This window comes from Sphingomonas pruni NBRC 15498 (assembly GCF_001598455.1).
GTDB classification, from domain to species: domain Bacteria; phylum Pseudomonadota; class Alphaproteobacteria; order Sphingomonadales; family Sphingomonadaceae; genus Sphingomonas; species Sphingomonas pruni.
Window position 1 is genome coordinate 1 of the sequence record NZ_BCYZ01000029.1, and the last position, 18,610, is coordinate 18,610.

At 64.9% G+C, this 18,610-nt stretch carries 16 protein-coding genes and 1 pseudogene; 9 read left to right on the top strand and 8 right to left on the bottom strand.

The window, feature by feature from the left end; genetic code table 11:
- Positions 1–90: 90 nt before the first annotated feature.
- Positions 91–642 (bottom strand): type 1 glutamine amidotransferase domain-containing protein, encoded by a 552-nt coding sequence (locus SPR01S_RS10430; RefSeq protein ID WP_066589089.1) that lies wholly within the window; start codon positions 640–642, stop codon positions 91–93.
- A 107-nt stretch (positions 643–749) separates the two neighbouring features.
- Between SPR01S_RS10430 and SPR01S_RS10435 the strand changes: the two genes are divergently transcribed.
- Both SPR01S_RS10435 and SPR01S_RS10440 read left to right on the top strand, forming a co-directional pair.
- Complete coding sequence (locus tag SPR01S_RS10435) at positions 750–1,751, top strand: DNA topoisomerase IB (protein WP_066589092.1); 1,002 nt, start codon at positions 750–752, stop codon at positions 1,749–1,751.
- Between the two features lie 8 nt (positions 1,752–1,759).
- The gene (locus tag SPR01S_RS10440) at positions 1,760–2,977 is read left to right on the top strand and encodes a mechanosensitive ion channel family protein (protein WP_084251094.1); all 1,218 of its coding nucleotides are present in this window, start codon (positions 1,760–1,762) and stop codon (positions 2,975–2,977) included.
- On the opposite strand, the gene SPR01S_RS10445 is transcribed toward SPR01S_RS10440, so the two are convergent.
- On the bottom strand, positions 2,974–3,462 hold the full coding sequence (locus SPR01S_RS10445; protein ID WP_066589094.1) for a hypothetical protein: 489 nt from the start codon (positions 3,460–3,462) through the stop codon (positions 2,974–2,976). The genes SPR01S_RS10440 and SPR01S_RS10445 overlap by 4 nt on opposite strands.
- Before the next feature lie 99 nt (positions 3,463–3,561).
- Between SPR01S_RS10445 and SPR01S_RS10450 the strand changes: the two genes are divergently transcribed.
- Positions 3,562–4,176, top strand: a complete 615-nt coding sequence (locus SPR01S_RS10450; protein ID WP_066589097.1) for a TetR/AcrR family transcriptional regulator — start codon at positions 3,562–3,564, stop codon at positions 4,174–4,176.
- A gap of 57 nt (positions 4,177–4,233) precedes the next feature.
- Here SPR01S_RS10450 and SPR01S_RS10455 read toward each other — a convergent pair whose 3' ends face one another.
- Positions 4,234–7,194 (bottom strand): L-glutamate gamma-semialdehyde dehydrogenase, encoded by a 2,961-nt coding sequence (locus SPR01S_RS10455; RefSeq protein WP_169803417.1) that lies wholly within the window; start codon positions 7,192–7,194, stop codon positions 4,234–4,236.
- A 105-nt stretch (positions 7,195–7,299) separates the two neighbouring features.
- Between SPR01S_RS10455 and SPR01S_RS10460 the strand changes: the two genes are divergently transcribed.
- From SPR01S_RS10460 to SPR01S_RS10475, 4 genes are all read left to right on the top strand, one after another.
- Entirely contained in the window at positions 7,300–7,764 is a 465-nt protein-coding gene (locus SPR01S_RS10460; protein WP_066589106.1) for a MaoC family dehydratase, read from the top strand.
- 151 nt (positions 7,765–7,915) lie between these two features.
- Complete coding sequence (locus SPR01S_RS10465; RefSeq protein WP_066589109.1) at positions 7,916–9,094, top strand: acetyl-CoA C-acyltransferase; 1,179 nt, start codon at positions 7,916–7,918, stop codon at positions 9,092–9,094.
- A 129-nt stretch (positions 9,095–9,223) separates the two neighbouring features.
- Positions 9,224–9,769 (top strand): DUF805 domain-containing protein, encoded by a 546-nt coding sequence (locus tag SPR01S_RS10470; protein WP_066589111.1) that lies wholly within the window; start codon positions 9,224–9,226, stop codon positions 9,767–9,769.
- A 43-nt stretch (positions 9,770–9,812) separates the two neighbouring features.
- Complete coding sequence (locus tag SPR01S_RS10475) at positions 9,813–10,304, top strand: pyridoxamine 5'-phosphate oxidase family protein (protein WP_066589112.1); 492 nt, start codon at positions 9,813–9,815, stop codon at positions 10,302–10,304.
- A 114-nt stretch (positions 10,305–10,418) separates the two neighbouring features.
- On the opposite strand, the gene SPR01S_RS10480 is transcribed toward SPR01S_RS10475, so the two are convergent.
- Positions 10,419–11,636 (bottom strand): polyhydroxyalkanoate depolymerase, encoded by a 1,218-nt coding sequence (locus tag SPR01S_RS10480; RefSeq protein WP_066589208.1) that lies wholly within the window; start codon positions 11,634–11,636, stop codon positions 10,419–10,421.
- Positions 11,637–11,848: 212 nt separating this feature from the next.
- Between SPR01S_RS10480 and SPR01S_RS10485 the strand changes: the two genes are divergently transcribed.
- Positions 11,849–13,630 carry an ABC transporter transmembrane domain-containing protein gene (locus SPR01S_RS10485; RefSeq protein ID WP_066589114.1) on the top strand — a complete coding sequence of 594 codons (1,782 nt, stop codon included), beginning with the start codon at positions 11,849–11,851 and terminating at the stop codon, positions 13,628–13,630.
- A gap of 183 nt (positions 13,631–13,813) precedes the next feature.
- A complete protein-coding gene (locus SPR01S_RS10490) occupies positions 13,814–14,974 on the top strand; it encodes a saccharopine dehydrogenase family protein (protein WP_066589122.1) in 1,161 nt (386 codons plus the stop codon).
- Between the two features lie 156 nt (positions 14,975–15,130).
- On the opposite strand, the gene SPR01S_RS10495 is transcribed toward SPR01S_RS10490, so the two are convergent.
- From SPR01S_RS10495 to SPR01S_RS10510, 4 genes and pseudogenes are all read right to left on the bottom strand, one after another.
- Complete coding sequence (locus SPR01S_RS10495; RefSeq protein WP_066589129.1) at positions 15,131–15,484, bottom strand: hypothetical protein; 354 nt, start codon at positions 15,482–15,484, stop codon at positions 15,131–15,133.
- Complete coding sequence (locus SPR01S_RS10500; RefSeq protein ID WP_066589131.1) at positions 15,481–15,726, bottom strand: hypothetical protein; 246 nt, start codon at positions 15,724–15,726, stop codon at positions 15,481–15,483. Before SPR01S_RS10500 ends, SPR01S_RS10495 begins: the two co-directional genes overlap by 4 nt.
- Before the next feature lie 209 nt (positions 15,727–15,935).
- Positions 15,936–18,160 (bottom strand): annotated as a pseudogene (locus SPR01S_RS10505) (ribonuclease R family protein).
- A gap of 47 nt (positions 18,161–18,207) precedes the next feature.
- On the bottom strand, positions 18,208–18,558 hold the full coding sequence (locus SPR01S_RS10510) for a hypothetical protein (protein ID WP_066589134.1): 351 nt from the start codon (positions 18,556–18,558) through the stop codon (positions 18,208–18,210).
- Positions 18,559–18,610 lie beyond the last annotated feature (52 nt).

Here is an 18,610-nt window from a genome sequence, read left to right on the forward strand (position 1 = left end):
CCGGCCCTAAGCGACGCAGGTGCGGAGGGCCCCCTCCACCACTTGGCTGCGCCGCGCGGTCCCCCTCCCCGTGCCGGGGAGGAATTTTGCTCACGCCTCCGCGAGCTCCTCCTCCAACGCATCGACAATCGCCCGGTTGAACGCCGGGATGTCGTCCGGCTTGCGGCTGGTGATCAGCTTGCCGTCGACCACCACTTCCTCGTCGACCACCTCCGCCCCGGCATTTTCCAGGTCGGTGCGGACCGATGGCCAGCTCGTCACCTTGCGTCCGTCGACCACATCGGCCTCGACCAGCAGCCACGGACCGTGACAGATCGCCGCGACGATCTTGTCGTCGTCCATGAACTCCTCGACGATCTGCACCGCCCTTCCCTGCATACGCATCTTGTCGGGATTGGCGACTCCGCCGGGGATGACGAGCGCGTCGAATTCCTCGGTATCCACATCGCCCAGGATGATGTCGGGCACGATCGTGTCCGCCTTTTCGCCGGCCTTCTCGCCCTGGATCGGGTCGGTCGCGATCGAGGCGAGCGTCACCGTGGCGCCGGCGTCGATCAATGCCTGGCGCGGCTTGAACAATTCGTCATTCTCGAAACCGTCGGTGGCGATCATCAGCACCCGGGCGTTGGTCAGGTCGGCCATGGTAAATCTCCTTGCAAAAATCGCTCGTCCAACACCCCGTCCCGCAGCAACGTTCCGGAACGAAGCGACGACCCGCGCATTTCGAAAGGCGTCCGGAAGGAGGGAAAATGCCCCGTATTGTCTATTGCGACGACAGCATGCCGGGAATCACACGGCGCAAGGTCCGGCATGGCTGGGGTTATTGGGACGCCGAAGGCAACCGCATCACCGACCGCGAGGAGATCGACCGGCTGAACGCCGTCGGCCTGCCGCCGGCCTATCGCGACGCCTGGTTCTGCCCCAAGCCCAACGGGCACATCCAGGCGGTCGGCTGGGACGAACGCGGCCGCAAGCAATATCGCTATCATCCAGACTTTCGCGCCGCCCGCGAAACCGAGAAGTACGATCGCTGCGCGGCGTTCGGCCAGGCGCTGCCCAAATTGCGTGCACGCGTCGAAGCCGATCTTAAGAGCCGGCGACACAGCAAGGAACGCACCGTCGCGGCGATCGTGAAGCTGCTCGATATCGGCTATCTGCGCATCGGCAACGAGGGATATGCCAAGGCGAACAAGAGCTTCGGGGCGACGACGCTGCGCGATCGCCATGCCGAGATCCGGGGACAGACGCTGAAGCTGTGCTATCGCGCCAAATCGGGCAAGGTCCGGACCTTGGTTATCACCGATCGCAGCCTCGCGCGCTTCGTCAAGAAGTGCCAGGACCTGCCGGGGCAGCAGCTGTTCCAATATATCAACGGCGACGGCCAGCCGCACGGCGTCACCTCGACCGACGTCAACGACTATATCCGCGAGGCTACCGGCGACGACTTCACCGCCAAGCATTTCCGTACCTGGGGCGCGAGTGTGATCGCGTTCGAGGCGTTGGCTTCCGCCGACGGCAATATCGGGTTGAAGGCGATGATCGAGCCCGTGACCGAAGCGCTGGGCAATACGCCGGCGATCGCACGGAAATCCTATGTCCATCCGGCGCTGATCGAACTGGCAAAGGGCGATCAGCGGAGCTTTCGCGAGCATCTCGATCTACCGCGCGCGACCCGCTATCTCGATCGTTACGAGCGCGGTTTGATCGCCTTTCTGACGGGTGAGACGGAAGCGCGGCGCAAGGCAGCTTGAGAGTATCGATGAACACTACCGCCGTGCCCAGGGCCAGGACCCTGACCGCTCACGATCTACAGCATCAGACGCTGACGATCTGGGATACCAGCGTCGCCTGGCTGTCGTCGCATTGGCTCCAGGTGATGATTGCGATCGCGGTCGGAGTCGTGATCTTCTTCGGCCTGCACTTCATCCGATCGCTCGGTAATCGCCTGTGTAACCGCGACAAGAGCGGCACGGGTTGGTACACGGTATTCGGCCGTGCGATCGCCCGAACGGGCAATTTCTTCATCGTCATGACCTCGGCCGAGCTGGTGGCGGGCATTGGCGATGCACCCTACCCGATCGTAACGATCATCCGCTTCCTGTTCACCGTCGCGGCGGTGTTCCAGGGCGCGGTCTGGGCACGCGAGATCATTCTCGGCGCGATCGAACATCGCACCGCGGCGAGCGACTATCACGGCGAGACCTTGACCAACGCGATGGGCCTCATCCGGCTGTTCGTCACCTTCGCGCTGTTCGCGATCGCCCTGGTCATGGTGCTGGGCAATCTCGGCGTGAACGTCACCGGGCTGGTTGCCGGCCTGGGCGTCGGCGGCATCGCCATCGGCCTCGCCGCGCAAAGCATCTTCGCCGATCTGTTCGCGGCGATCGCGATCATTTTCGACCGGCCGTTCCGGCGCGGCGACGCGATCACCTACGACAAGTCGGCGGGCACGGTCGAATATATCGGCATGCGGTCGACGCGCATCCGCGGCGCCAATGGCGAAGAGCGCGTCATCGGCAACAAGAAGCTGCTCGATTTCGAGATCATCAACAATTCGCGCCGCGAATATCGCCGCGTCGTCTTCACCCTGGGAGTCGTCCAGACCACGCCGATCGACGTGCTGGAAGGACTACCTCATCTGTTGAAGCAGATCGTCGAGGATCACGGCCAGAAGTTCGTCCGCGCCGGTTTCACCGCCTTCGCCGCGCAGAGCTATGAATTCGACGTCGAATTCGATTCTCCGACCGCCGTTTTCCAGGACATGTACGACGCGCGTCATTCGATCGGGTTGGCGATCATCAAGCGGTTCCAGGAAGAAGGAATCGCACTCGTCTATCCGGCGCAGGTCGGAATCCCGGCCGATCAAACCAGCGTAACCTGGCCGCGGCGCAAGAAGGCGAAGAGCAACGACGACACTATCGCACGTCCCCCTTCCTCCGGAGACCGATCGGTCGCCGACCAGGGCGGCGGCGATTAGTCCCGCGTGACGGCTGCGGCCGGCCCCTTGGCGAGCATAGCCTGCCAAGCCGGGATAGTGAGGCCATCGAGATATTCGCGCTGCATTTCAGGCGTCAGTACCTCGATCATCGACCTACCCTCGACCCACATTTCGAGCACGCCGAATATCCCGCCACGCTTGCGATACTTGATCGGCCATCCCTCGCGCGCCGCGATCGCCATCACCGCGTCAACATCAAGTGCAGTCGCCATCGCGAAATGCGTCGCGGTGCGGCGGTCCTTGTCGCCGATGCGTCCGACCGCGTCGGCATCCCCCGGCGCTTCGTGCAATTCGGCCCCGCGCGGATAGACCTCCACCGTGGTGCCGCGATCGTCGCCGGCCATCGCAACCCAACTGCCGGTGAGGACGGGCGGGAACGGAAAGGCCTGGCCGCCCCATAATTCGGCAATGACATTGGCAACGTTGCGCGGGTCGTCGGCATCGATCGACAGATGGAACAGCATATGAGTCTCCCCGATTCGTGTATTGCCCGCTCACTACGCATGACACAAAATGTGTCAACTGGAATTTGACACTTTTTGTGTCGCGCTTATGAGGAAAACATGCCCGGCCCAGCAAAGTCCCGCGAGCCCGTTTCCAGCAACAATCATACGCGCACATTGATCGAAGACGCGATGATCGGATTGATGGCCGATGGCGACCGCCTCAACCACGACGCCGTCGCCGAACGCGCCGGCGTGTCGCGGCGCACGGTCTATCGTTACTTCCCCGATCAGGACGCGCTGCGCCACGCGGCCTGGGCGCGGATGAGTCCGGGCGGACGCATCCCCGATACGCTGGACGACCTGCTGGGCGGACTGGAGGGGCGGTTCGCCAAGTTCGACCGCAACGCGGCGGCGATGACGGTAGCGCTGGCCAGCGCGGACGGCCGCGCGATGCGCAACCAAATGAAGCCGGAGCGCGAGGCTGCCTATCGCAGCATGTTCGGCCCGGCTGTGCAGGCGCTGGCCGAACCCGACCGCACCTGGGCGATCGCCGCAATCCAGTTGATGTCGAGCGGGTTCATCTGGCGCGAGATGCGCGACCAATGGGACATGGACGCGCACGGCATGGCGACCGCCGCCAATTGGGCGATCGACGTGCTGCTTGCGGATCTCCGCCGGCGTGGCGGCAAGCCGCTTGCCGAGGGCGCCGCCGACCGGGAGGAATCCTCCTGACGCGCCTGTCAGCCGACCTTCGCGCCGACATACGCTTAGGTCAGCCGGCGGAGTTCCTCAGATGCCGCCCTCGTCGAGGCTGAGCAGCGTGGCATTGCCGCCCGCCGAGGTCGTGTCGGTCGAGACCGAACGTTCGGCCACGAATCGATAGAGGTAATGAGGCCCGCCCGCCTTGGGTCCGGTGCCCGACAGACCTTCGCCGCCGAACGGCTGGCTCCCGACCACCGCGCCGATCATGCTGCGATTGACGTAGAGATTGCCGACCCGCGCTTCGGCCTCCATCACGTCGCCGGCGCGCGCGATGCGGCTGTGCAGGCCCATGGTGAGGCCATAGCCCTTGGCGTTCACCCGGCGGATCGTTTCGGCGAGCTTGCCCGCCTGCCAGGTGGCGACATGGAGGATCGGCCCGAACCATTCGGCCTGCAGATCCTCGATAGCGTCCAGTCGGATAAGCGTCGGCGGCACGAACAGGCCTGTAGCCGGGGCACCGACCGTCTTGACGATGCGCGCCTTCATGCTCTCGCGATAGGCCATCAATTTGTCATAAGCGGCCTGGTCGATGACCGGACCGATATCGGTCCTGGGATCGGCCGGATCGCCGAGCACGAGCAGGTCCATCGCGCCGTCGAGCATCTTGATGATGCCATCCGCCACATCCTCCTGCACCAGCAGCAGTCGCAGCGCCGAACAGCGTTGGCCGGCCGAGCGGAACGACGAGGTGACCACATCCATCACCACCTGTTCGGGCAAAGCGGTCGAATCGACGATCATCGCGTTGATCCCGCCAGTCTCGGCGATCAGCGGTACGATCGGGCGGGCGTCGTCCTCTAGCAGGGTGCGGGCGATCTTCTTGGCGGTCGCGGTCGAACCGGTGAACGCCACGCCCATGATGCGCAGATCGGCGGTGAGCGCCGCGCCGACCTCGGGGCCGCCTGGCGCCAGGATCAGCACATCCTCGGGCACGCCCGCCTGATGCGCGAGCCGGACCGCGGCGGCGGCGATCTTCGGCGTTTGCGGCGCGGGCTTGGCAACCACGCTGTTGCCCGCGACCAGAGCCGCCGCTGTCTGGCCGAGGAAGATCGCCAGCGGGAAGTTCCACGGCGCGACCGTCGCCCACACACCGCGCCCGTCGAGGTGCAGCGTGTTGCGCTCGCCGGTCGGCCCGGGGAGTTCGATCGACTTGAGGCCCGATCGCGCCTGCTGGGCATAATAGCGGCAGAAGTCGGCCGCCTCGCGCACTTCGCCGATCGCGTCGGGAATCGTCTTGAACGCTTCCTGCACGCAGATCGCCATCAGCTCGTCGCGATTAGCTTCGAGGCTGTCGGCGAGACGTTCGAGAATCGCCGCGCGGTCGTCGACCGGCGTCGCCGACCAGCCGGGGAAGGCTGCCTGGGCGCGGGCGATTGCCGCGGCGACATCGACCTTTTCGGCCGTGACTGGCGGCATCGTGGCGACGCCTGCCGCTGTTTTCGCCAGCACGCCGCGATCGCTGAGGTCGATGCCGCTCGAATTCTTGCGATCACCGAACAGGTCGATCGGCAGCGGGATGCTCGGATGCCTGGCGCCACCCACGGCCGCGATCTTCTCGACCGGATCTGCCAGGATTTCCGCTTCGGTCAGCCGCTCGTCGGCGAGCTGGTGGACGAAGCTCGAATTGGCGCCGTTCTCGAGCAAACGACGCACCAGATAGGCGAGCAGGTCGCGATGCCCACCGACCGGCGCGTAGATGCGGCAATGATAGCCTTGCTCGCGGACCAACCGCTCGTACAGCCCCTCTCCCATGCCGTGCAGCCGCTGGAACTCGAAATCGCGATTGTCGCCCGCCCATTCGAGCAAGGTCGCCACCGTCAGCGCATTATGGCTGGCGAAAGCCGGGCGGATATTCTTCGCCGCCAGCATGTCGCGCGCCACCGCGAGGTACGAAACGTCGGTCGCCGCCTTGCGCGTGAACAAGGGATAGTCCGACAGCCCCTCGACCTGGGTGCGCTTGATCTCGCTGTCCCAATAGGCGCCCTTGACCAGCCGCACGTTCATCAGGCGATCGAGGTTGTTGGCCCAGTCGACCACCACGCGCGCGCGCTTGCCATAGGACTGCACCGCCATCCCGAAGCCGTCCCAGCCCTTCAGGCTGGGCAACGCGGCGACCGCACCGATGATATCGAGGCTCATCTCGAGCCGCTCGCTCTCCTCGGCATCGACGGTCAGCGCGATCCCCTTGCCCGCCGCCTGCACCGCGAGCGCTTCGAGCATCGCTGTCAGTTCGGGGACGCAGCGATCGTACTGCGTGACTTCGTAGCGCGGGTGGAGCGCCGACAGCTTGACCGAGATCGAATGACCGGCGGCGGGATCGCGTCCAACCGCGTCGATCGCGTCGGTATAGGCGTTGAAATAGCGCGCGGCGTCCTCGACAGTACGCGCGGCTTCGCCCAGCATGTCGAAGCTCGCGGTGAAGCCGCGGTTCTCGGGCTTCTTCATGCGGTCCATCGCTTCACTGATGGTGCGGCCCATCACGAAGATTTCGCCCATCATCCGCATCGCCGCGCCGACCGCCTGGCGAACGAACGGCTCGCCGGCGCGACTGATCAGGCGGCGCAATGGGCCGGCTTCGCCTTCGCCGACCAGCGCGCGGCCGACCACCAAGCCCCAGGTCGCGATGTTGACCAGAGACGAGTTCGACTCGCCCGTATGCGCGCGCCAATCGGCATCGCCCAATTTGTCGGCGATCAGCAGATCCGCAGTCTCCGGATCGGGCACGCGCAGGAACGCCTCGGCCAGCGACAACAACGCCACGCCTTCGGACGAGTTCAGCCGATATTCCTGCAGGAACTGGTTGACCCATCCCTTCGTCTGCGCCGCGCGCAGATCCGCCAGCAGCCCGCTGGCATGGCCCAGCACCCGTCCACGCGATTCGGGAGTCAGTGCGGCGCGGTCCAAAAGCGGTTTTAGAACTTCGGGTTCGGGCGCACGATAAAGCTTTGCCATGGACGTGCGGGCGGAGGACGTAGCGTCAGCGGTCATTTTCCAATTTCCGGTCGGGTCGGACTTGCCTCACGGGCCGAGGCGAGCCTAGAGGATGCGCGATGGCCTTAGCGCCAAAGCACGCTCGAGGGGAATGTTCTGGCGATGAGCAACGACACGATATCCATCAACGAACTGGCGACGCAGATCGGTACGGAGCGCATCTCCGACTGGGTCGAGGTCAGCCAGGAAATGATCGACAAGTTCGCCGATGCGACCGGCGACCACCAGTTCATCCACGTCAACCCGCAGATGGCGGCGATGACTCCGTTCGGCGGCACGATCGCCCACGGCTTTCTGACGCTGTCGTTGATGCCGCTGCTCTCGTCCAAGGTCCCCGACCAGCCCAAGATCGCGGGCGTGAAGATGGGCGTGAATTACGGCGGCAACAAAGTCCGTTTCATCACCCCGGTCCGCTCGGGCAAGCGCGTCCGTGGCCGTTTCAAGCTGCTCGAGCTGATCGAGAAGCGCCCCGGCCAATGGCAGCAGACCAACGAATTCACCGTCGAGATCGAAGGCGAGGACAAGCCCGCCTTGATCGCCGAATGGATCAGCCAGATTTTCGTTTGAGTTACTCCCCTCCCTTCCAGGGAGGGGTTGGGGGTGGGTCGCGAGCGCAGCGAGCGTCCCGAACAAGCCCCAAGCATAGTCGCCGGCGCTGAAGCGCCGGCACCCACCCCCAGCCCCTCCCTGAAAGGGAGGGGAGATTAAGAGGCCAGCCATGCGTTCCGCCGTCATCGTCTCCACCGCCCGCACCCCGATCGGCCGCGCCTATCGCGGCGGGTTCAACAACCTGCCCTCGCCGACGCTCGCCAGCCACTCGATCAAGGCCGCGGTCGAGCGCGCCAAGATCGATCCCGCCGAAGTGCAGGACGTGGTATTCGGCTCCGCGCTGCAGCAGGGCGTCCAGGCCGGCAACATCGCCCGCCTCGCCCTTCTCCGCGCGGGGCTGCCCGTCACTGTCGCCGGCATGTCGGTCGACCGCCAGTGCGCCTCGGGCCTGATGGCGATCTCCATCGCGGCCAAGGAGATTATCGTCGACAATATGGACATCGCGGTCGGCGGCGGCGTCGAGTCGATTTCGATGGTGCAGACGCCGCAGATGCGCGTCGGCCGCGATGACGAGCTGATCGCGATGCACAAGGACGTCTACATGCCGATGCTGCAGACCGCCGAGGTCGTGGCGAAGCGCTACAACATCTCGCGCGAGGCGATGGACGAATATTCGCTCCAGTCGCAGCAGCGCACCGCCGCCGCGCAGCAGGCCGGCTATTTCGACGCCGAGATCGTCCCGGTCACCGCGACGATGGCGACGACCAACAAGGAGACCAAGGAAGTCACCCATCACGAAGTGACGGTCACCAAGGACGAGGGCAACCGTCCCGAGACGTCGATCGAGGGCTTGCGCGGGCTGCAGCCGGTGCTCGGTCCCGATTTCACCATCACCGCGGGCAATGCCTCGCAGCTGTCGGACGGTTCGTCGGCCAGCGTGCTGATGGAAGAGAAATTGGCCGAAAAGCGCGGCCTGACCCCGCTCGGCCGCTATGTCGGCATGGCGGTAGCCGGCACCGAGCCGGACGAAATGGGCATCGGCCCGGTCTTCGCGATCCCCAAATTGCTAGAGCGCAACGGGCTCAAGATGGACGATATCGGCCTGTGGGAGCTCAACGAGGCGTTCGCGGTGCAGGTCCTGTACTGCCGCGACAAGCTCGGCATCCCCAACGAGTTGCTGAACGTCAATGGCGGTTCGATCTCGATCGGCCACCCCTATGGCATGACCGGCGCCCGCTGCACCGGACACGCTCTGATCGAAGGCAAGCGCCGCGGCGCGAAATATGTCGTCGTCACGATGTGCATCGGCGGTGGCCAGGGCGCGGCGGGGTTGTTCGAGGTTCTCTGATCGCCTCCCGCTAACGATATAGGGGCCGGCGGAGCGATCCGCCGGCCCTTTTGAATCTTGGCGTATCCAATCAGATAGACTTCCGCGGGTTCGCTTGACCGCGGCAGGAACCCGGCGCAGCCTTTGGTAATGCGCAGCACCTATGGCGCCAATCGAGTATCGATCAGGCTGGCGTTCCGGCCGTTCATCGACGCATTCGTGTTCCAGGGCCGATCGACGCGCTCGGAAGTCGCATCCTTATGGCTGCTGGGCATGATTGTGACCGCATTCCGCTTGAGCGTCGATAATCCGTCGCTCGGGGTGAGAATAGCAGGCTTGATCTGGACGCTGGTCTGGAGCTGGCCTTGGATCCCGCTGTTCGTCCGTCGGCTGCATGATCAAGACCGGACCGGTCGATGGGCATGGTTGAGCGGCGTGCTGGTGCTGGTCGCAGTTGCCGGATTGTGGATCGCGCCTGCGGGCAACGGGCCCAGTATATCGGTCGATCTGACATTTTTCCGCGCAAGCCGACAGATTGCCTGGACGCCCGTCACAATCGCCATGACGATCGCAACAGCGGCGGTCATATTCGCCATCTGGGTGTTGTTCATCCTCCGCGGCACGTCGGGCGCAAACCGCTACGGTCCCGATCCGCGGCTGGATCAGGATCGACCCTTGGTACCGGCGGAAACCTGAGCCGGAACAAGCGTTCTCTCTTCACAACGTAGAGGAGAGACCCATGGCCGATACTGCCGAAATCAAGCAGCATTTCTGGAAGAAACTGTCCGATAGCCCGTTCGTGATGATCGGTCTCGACGGCGATGGGCAGCATAGCGAGCCACTGACCGCGCAACTCGACAAGGATCAGGTCGACACGATCTACTTCTTCATCGGCAAGGACAACCGCCTGGCCAAGGGCGGCACGGCGATGGCGCAATTCGTGTCCAAGGGGCACGACTTCTTCGCCTGCCTGGCGGGGAGCGTCCGGATCGACAACGATTTCGGCATGATCGACAAACTCTGGAACAACCAGGTCGAGGCCTGGTTTCCGGGCGGCAAGGACGATCCCAATCTCGCGCTGCTGCGCTTTGATGTCGACGATGCCGAGATGTGGGAAACCGACATGTCGATTGCCGGTAAGATTAAGATGCTGTTCGGCGGCAAGATCGACGCCGGCGATGAGGGCAGTCACGCCAAGGTGGGTACCACGGCGGAGTCGACTGGGGCCTGAGCAGTTTCTCCCCTCCCGCTTGCGGGAGGGGTCGCGGGAGGGCCTGTCGCGGCTCCCCCAAAATCTGGGAGGACACCCCCTCCCCTAGCCCCGCTTGCGGGAGGGGAACTCGTATCACCCGCCGTGCGCAGTGATCCATTCCTCCAGCACCGGCGCGATCTGGGTGCGCCATTTGCTGCCGTTGAAGATGCCGTAATGTCCGGCGTCGGCGACAAGGTGCTTCTTCTCCGACGCCGGCAGGTTGGTCGCGATGGTCAGCGCCGCCTTGGTCTGGCCAAGCCCTGAAATATCGTCGCGCTTGCCCTCGATCGCCAGCAAGGCGATGTCGGTGATCGCGCCCGGATCGACCTTGCGACCCCGATGCGTCATTTCGCCCTTGGGCAGGGCATGGCTCTGGAACACCACCTCGATCGTCTGGAGGTAGAATTCGGCGGTCATGTCGCAGACCGAGCGGTATTCCTCATAGAAATCCTTGGTCACGTCGGCGCCTTCGTCGTCCCCCTGGACGAGATGCTTGAACATCTCCCAATGCGAAATCATGTGGTTGCCGAGATTCATCGTCATGAACCCGGCAAGCTGCAGGAAGCCCGGATAGACGCGGCGGCCTGCGCCCGGATAATTGAGCGGCACGGTCGTGATGACATTCTGTTCGAACCAGGCGAACGGGCGCTCGGTCGCCAGCGTATTGACCGCGGTCGGCGCCTCGCGCGTGTCGATCGGTCCGCCCATCATCGTCAGCGTCTTCGGCCGGCACGGATTCTTGTCAGCGCTCATCACGCAGGCGGCAGCGTAGCAGGGTACCGAGGGCTGGCAGACCGCTAGCATGTGTGCGCCCGGACCGATCGTCTCGAGAAATTCGACGATGTAATCGACATAATCGTCGAGATCGAAACGCCCTTCGGCCACCGGGACCTGCCGCGCATCGCGCCAGTCGGTGATATAGACATCGGCGAATGGCAGCATGCGCTCGACCGTGCCGCGCAGCAAAGTCGCGTAATGGCCCGACATCGGCGCAACGATCAGCAGCCTGGGGCCACCCGTCACGCCTTTGCGCACGAAGCGCTTCAGCTGTCCGAAAGGCTTGCGGAGGACGATTTCCTCGACAACGTCGACTTCCTTGCCGGCGATCGTCGTTCGGTCCAGCCCGAAATCCGGCTTGCCGCGCGGCGCGGAGGCATGCGCGAACACTTCGAGCGCGGAAGCGACCACCGGGCCGCCGCCGAAATAGGCGAAGGGATTGGAAGGATTGCTGAGCAGTTCCGCGCTGAAATTGGCCCAGGCACTGGCGCCTGCCAACATCGACCGCTGCATCTCATAGGCGTTGTAGAGCATCTGCCCCCGATACATAAGAAACCGTTTCCCCGGTATGAACCCTTAGGCCCGTGTTGCACCGCACACAACGCAATAAGCGATGGATCGTTGCGGGTTCGGGTATGTCGACGATCGCGGGGCGTGCAATCCTGTCGCAATGCGGCACGTAGCGGCGTTCGATATTGGGCACAAACCATTGCCCGTAACGATCGCACGGCCTAGGGCGTCGAACGATGACGGACTCCCCTGCCGACGCGTCTAAACCGGGCCGCAAGCTGGGCAGCCTGGCAATGGTGTGGTTCTACGCCCGCCGCTACCCCGTCCAGCTCTCGATTGCGCTGGCCGCGCTGCTCGTGACCTCAGCTTCCACGATTTTTATCCCTTGGGTCCTCAAGCCTTTAGTCGATCGCGGGTTCGCGCACGGCGCGAACATGGCGCACGTCAACAGCGTCTTCTATCTGCTTCTCTCCGTCGTCGGTATCCTGGGCGTCGCGACGGCGGTCCGCTTCTATTTTGTCTCGTGGCTTGGTGAGCGGACCGTTGCCGACGTCAGAATTGCCGTTCAGCAGAACCTGCTGCGACTCGCCCCGCGCTGGTTCGAGGAAAACCGGCCCTCGGAAATCGCATCGCGCCTGACATCGGACACTGCTCAGATCGAAATGGCAGTCGGCACTACGGTGTCGGTTGCCCTGCGCAACGTGATTACTGGCGTCGGTGGCACGATTTCGATGTTCGTCCTGTCGCCGAAGTTCGCCGGCGCGATCCTGATCGGCATCCCTATCGTGCTGATCCCGATTATCCTGCTCGGGCGCCGTTTACGGGCAACTTCGCGGACGAGCCAGGATCGCATCGCCGACATCGGCGCAATGGCGGTCGAGGTCTTCTCGGCGATGAAGATCGTCCAGGCTTTCGGTCAGGAGAGGCGCGAGAGCCAGCGCTTCGCCGATACCGTCGCGCGCGGCTTCGCCATCGCCAAGCGGCGCATTTTCCTGCGCGCGCTGCTGACCGCCTTGTTCATCATGCTGATCTTCGGCGCCGTGGTGTTGCTGCTATGGGCAGGCGCGACCGACGTCGCCAGCGGGCACATGTCGCCCGGCTCGTTCAGCGCATTCATCGCCACAGCGCTGCTGACGACGGGGGCCTTCGGTGCTTTGAGCGATGTCTATGGCGACTTGTTGCGCGCGGCGGGTGCCGCCGAGCGGCTCAGTGAATTGCTCGCCGAACAACCTGAGATCGCCGCGCCCGCCAACCCGGTTGCATTGCCGGAACCGGCACGCGGCGCGATCACGTTCGACCATGTCGTGTTCCGCTATCCGACCCGGCAAGACGTTTCTGCGCTTGCCGATTTCTCGCTCGACGTCGCCGCCGGCGAGACCGTCGCGGTGGTTGGCCCTTCCGGGGCGGGCAAGACAACTTTGTTCCAGCTCATCCAGCGCTTCTACGATCCGCAATCGGGCGAGGTCCGGATCGATGGCGTTCCCCTGCCCCTCGCCGATCCCGCCGATATCCGCCGCCGCATCGCAATGGTGCCGCAGGAAACGGTGATCTTCGGCGCCTCCGCACGCGACAATATGCGTTATGGCGAATGGGACGCGACCGACGAGGCCATCTGGGCGGCGGCAGAGGCCGCCAACGCCGCAGATTTCCTGCGTAAGCTGCCCGACGGGCTCGACACCTTCCTGGGCGAAGGCGGAGCGCGGCTCTCGGGCGGACAGCGCCAGCGCGTCGCGATCGCCCGCGCGCTGCTGCGTGATGCGCCGATCCTGCTGCTCGACGAAGCGACCAGCGCGCTCGATGCCGAAAGCGAGCAACTGGTGCAGCAGGCGCTCGAACGACTGATGGACGGGCGCACCACGCTGGTGATCGCGCATCGTCTCGCTACCGTACGCGCCGCCGGTCGGATCATCGTGATGGATGAGGGCCGCATCGTCGAAGAAGGGACGCACGCCACGCTCAACGCCAAGGGCGGACTCTACGCCCGGTTGGCGGCGCTGCAATTCAGCGAGGCAGCGTGAAATAAAAGCCCCTCCCGCTTGCGGGAGGGAGCCTAGGAGGTCGGTCGTCCCCCCGGGACGACCTGAAGCAAGCCGGGGGCTTGCTTCACCCCCGGCTGGGAGGGCATGTTCCTCTTACACAGCATATCCCGCGAAGCGACAGGCCCTCTCCCGGCCCTCCCGCAAGCGGGAGGGGAGATTGGGATGGCTCGCGAGTTCGATATCATCATCTACGGCGCCACCGGCTTCACCGGCCGCCTCGTCGCCGAATATCTCTCCGAGACCTATCCCAGCGGCATCAAATGGGCGATGGCCGGGCGCTCGCTCAGCAAGCTCCAGGAAGTCCGCGATCTGATCGGCGCCCCCGCAGACGTCACCCTGATCGCGGCGAATTCGGACGATCCCGCCAGCCTGAAGGCGATGTGCGAGCGCGCCACCGCGGTCATCACCACGGTTGGTCCGTATCAACTTTATGGCAGCGATCTGGTCGCCGCCTGCGCCGAGACCGGCACCGCCTATCTCGATCTGTGCGGCGAGCCGGCCTGGATGCGCCACATGATCGACGCGCATCACGAGACGGCCAAACGCAGCGGCGCGCGGATCGTGTTTTCGTGCGGGTTCGACTCGATTCCCTTCGACCTCGGCGTACTGACCCTGCAGCAATGCGCGATCGCCAAGCATGGCGGGCCGGCGCCGCGCGTGAAATGCCGCGTGCGGGTGATGAAGGGCGGGTTTTCGGGCGGCACTGCGGCCAGCCTGAAGGCGACGCTCGCTGCCGCCGCCCGGGACCCGCGCATCGTCGCTCTGCTGACCAATCCGTTCGCGCTGACTCCCGGTTTTTCGGGGCCGCACCAGCCGACCGGCTTGCTGCCCGAATATGACAAGTCGGTCGGCGCCTGGGTCGCGCCCTTCATCATGGCGCCGATCAACACCAAGAACGTCCACCGCACCAACTTCCTGCTGGGCGAGAAATACGGCGCCAATTTCGTCTATGACGAGATGATGGTCGCCGGGCTTGGCGATCTCGGCAAGGCCGCTGCCGAGGCGATCGCCAAGGTCAATCCGCTGGCGGGCGACAAAGGGCCCAAGCCCGGCGAAGGCCCGTCCAAGGAAGAGCGCGACAGCGGGCATTACGACATATTGTTCATCGGCGAATTCCCCGACGACAGCCGGGTCGAATGCGTCGTTACCGGCGACAAGGATCCGGGTTACGGATCGACCAGCAAGATGATCGCCGAAGCCGCCTTGTGCCTGGTGCAGGATGTGCACGGCGAGGGCGGCATCTGGACGCCGGGCGCGCTGATGGGCGATGCGCTGCGCGAAAGGTTGACCGCGAAGGCGGGGTTGACGTTTCGGTGTGGATGATCACCTCAAAGCTGATCGCCTGAGTTACACACTTCCCCGGCGAAGGCCGGGGCCCAGATACAATGCGCCCAATAGGGCGGAACACCATCTCCACGTCATCGACACTGGGCCCCGGCCTTCGCCGGGGATGCGTTATTCGATCTTATTGGGTCCGCTTCAACCGCGGTAAAATAGCACCGCCACCGCTACGATCACCAGCGAGATGCCGACCGCCCACATCGCGCGGACGCGGCCGGCTTGCTGCTCGCGATAATGGTTGGCGACCAGATCGAGCCAATAATGACCCGGCAGCGTCTCGCGGACGACGCCGGCTTTCCTGAGCTTCATCAGTTCGGCGACGTCGCTCGGCCGAGGACTGAAGGCGATTGCCTGTTCGGGCGCCAGCGCGTGCGCCTGGATCATCGCGCGCACGATCCGCGACCGCGTGCGCAGCATCGCCGGGTGAATCGGCGGCGGCCCCGCCGGTCCGGGTTGCGGCACGATGCCGATCAGGTCGAGTTTGCCGCTCATCCGCCGCCGGCCAGGAACCCGAGCGCGGCGCCGATCGCGACCGCGGCGCCCACCGCCATTCCGGCGCGGCGGCGGCGCGACTTGTTCCACGCGTCATAGGCCGGAAGGTCGAGCCAATATTTGCCGGCCTTGCCGACATGCAGCACGCCTTTTTCGATCAGCTTCTCGAGCAGGCGCCGTTCGATACCGCGGCCCGGGGTATAGTCGATCGCGGTGTCGGCGGAGACAGCATTGTGCGTCATGAAATGCGATACGAGCCGCCGCCGGGCCCGGGCTACCGCTCCCGCCGCTGCACCTGCCGCTGGTCCACCCATAAGTCTTACTCCCCCTTTCGTGTCGGTTCAGCAATGCTGAACCGGGTTGCGGTGCCGGCCCGCTCCCCCACCCGGCCTGCCAACCAAGGTACTCTATGGGAGGCCGGGTGGGGGAGCGGGCCGGCACCGTGACAATTCTAACGTCGCCGCCCTTGATGGCGAATGTTGGGCGGCCGACCGCGGCGTTTCAAGACGCGTTCGGGCTTCTTTCCCGGCGGCGGGGCGTAACGACCCTCGGGCAGTTCGAAGCGCAACGCGCCGGACACCGGATTGGCTTCCGCCAGCCGCAATTGCAGCACCTGGCCGATCGCATATTCGTCACCCGACGTTTCGCCGACCAGTTTCCTCGCTGCTTCGTCGAACCGAAAATATTCGCCGCCCAGGTCGCGCACCGGCAGCAAGCCATCGCCGCCAATCCCGGCGACCGTCGCGAAGATGCCGAAATTCTGCACGCCAGTGATGCGCGTCTCGACGATCTCGCCGACCTTCTCCGCCAGGAAAGCGGCGACGTAGCGGTCGATCGTGTCGCGCTCGGCCTCCATCGCGCGGCGTTCGAGCCGGCTGATTGATTCGCCGATCCGCTCCATTCCCGCCGCTTCGTCATCGGTAAGGCCGCCGGGCCCGAGACCATAAGCGGTGACCAGCGAGCGGTGGACGATGAGGTCGGCGTAGCGGCGAATCGGCGAGGTGAAATGCGCGTAGCTGCCGAGCGCGAGGCCGAAATGGCCGTGATTGTCCGGTGCGTAATAAGCTTGTGTCTGCGTGCGCAGCACCTGCTCCATCACTTGTGGGCGAAAATCCACTTCGCCGATCTTCTCGAGGATGTGGTTGAAGGTCTTCGGCTGGATCACCTGACCGAGCGCGAACTTGACGCCCCAGGTTTCGAGATAATCCTTGAGCGCGACCAGTTTCTCGCGCGCCGGCGGTTCGTGGACGCGGTACATGACCGGCGCCTTCTTCGCCTCCAGCGCCTTCGCCGCCGCGACATTGGCGGCGATCATATAATCCTCGATCAACCGGTGCGCATCGAGCCGCTCGCGCGGCGCGACCGACAGAATGCGGCCCAGCTCGTCGAGCATCACGCGGCGCTCGGGCAGGTCGAGGTCGAGCGGCTCGCGCTTGTCGCGCGCCGTCGCTAGGGCGCGCCAGCAGGACCAGAGGGGGGCGAGGATACTCCAAAAATCCTCCCCGGTACGGGGAGGAATTTATCGGCCAGAGCCTGCGCGTCTTCATAAGCGATATTCGCCGCGATCCGCACGACGGCACGGGTGAAGCGCCACGACTTGAGCGTCCCGTCCTTGGCGATCTGGAGGTGGCAGGCGAGCGCGGCGCGGTCCTCGCCGGTCTTGAGCGAGCACACTTCCGCCGACAGGATTTCGGGCAGCATCGGCACGACGCGGTCGGGGAAATAGACCGAATTGCCGCGCCGCCGCGCCTCGCGATCGAGCGCCGAACCGGGACGGACATAATAGGACACGTCGGCGATCGCGACCACGGCTTTCCAACCGCCGGGATTCTTGGGATCGTCGTCGGGCGCCGCCCAGACCGCATCGTCATGGTCGCGCGCATCGGCAGGGTCGATTGCGATGATCGGCAGGTCGGTCAGGTCCTCGCGGCCCTCGCCCAACGGCTGCCTGGCGACGCGCTCGGCTTCCTCCAGCGCCTCGTCGGCAAAGCGGTCGGGAATATCGTGCTCGTGGATCGCGATCAGCGAGAAGCTGCGCGGGGCGAACGGATCGCCCAGCCGCTGCGTCACGCGGACGGTGATACGCGGCGGCCGTCCCGCCTTTTCGGCGAGCACCAGGTCGCCGGGCTCCGCATCGCCGGAATCCGAAATCTGATATTGCCGCCGGTCGCGCTTTTCGACGCCGTCGAGCCACAGCCGGTCGCCCTCGCGGCGGACGACGCCGAGCATCAGTTCCTCGCCTTTGGCGAGATGCTTCATCGGATGCGCGATCCAGCTCTTGCCCGCTTCTTCGGTGCGCGCGAGGATGCGGTCGCCGACGCCGAGCGCGGACCGCTTGCTGCGTTCGCGCACGCGCAACCGCGGCACCGGCACGCCTTCGGCTTCCCAGCGCTCCGGCACTGCCCAGACATTGCCGCCATCGTCGACATCGGCGATGCGCAGCACGGTCACCTTGGGCAGCCCGCCCATCTTGTGGAACGCGCGCCCCGGTGCGCTGTCGATCAGGCCTTCATCGGCCATGTCCTTGAGCAGCGCCTTGAGCGCGATCTTTTCCTGCGCCGTCAGGCCGAACGCGCGCGCGATCTCGCGCTTGCCCGCGGGCTGATCGGACGAGGCGATGAAATCGAGGATCTGCTGACGGGTGGGAAGGCCGTGTTTATGTCTTGGTTTCGCCATGTCGGCTCAAGATAGGCGCAACCGGCCTTCCCGTCACCCCGCCCGCGTCACCGCGCGAGCAGGTCGATGATGTCGCGCACCAGCCGCGTCCGCGGATCGACGATATAGACATAGTCGTCACGATAAACGTAGCGATAACGGGCATTGTACGGCACGCGCATGCGATAGGCGCGCGGGATCGCGTCATACCGCGTCCAGCCGCGATAGCCGCTCGGCAGGCGCGCGCCGCGGTCCCAATAATATTTGCGCGCCTGGCCCGGCGGCATGCAGCCATTGCCTTTTTTGGCCAGGCCGGGCGGGCATCCGCCCCAACGGCCTTGCCCCGGATCGGCGCTCGCCGAACCCGCGATAATGGCGGTCGCGGTAATCGCGCTAGCCGCGAACAGGAACTTTCGCATCTTGACTGCATCCTCCGATTGACGATGGCGGAAAGAACCGGCGAGATCGTCA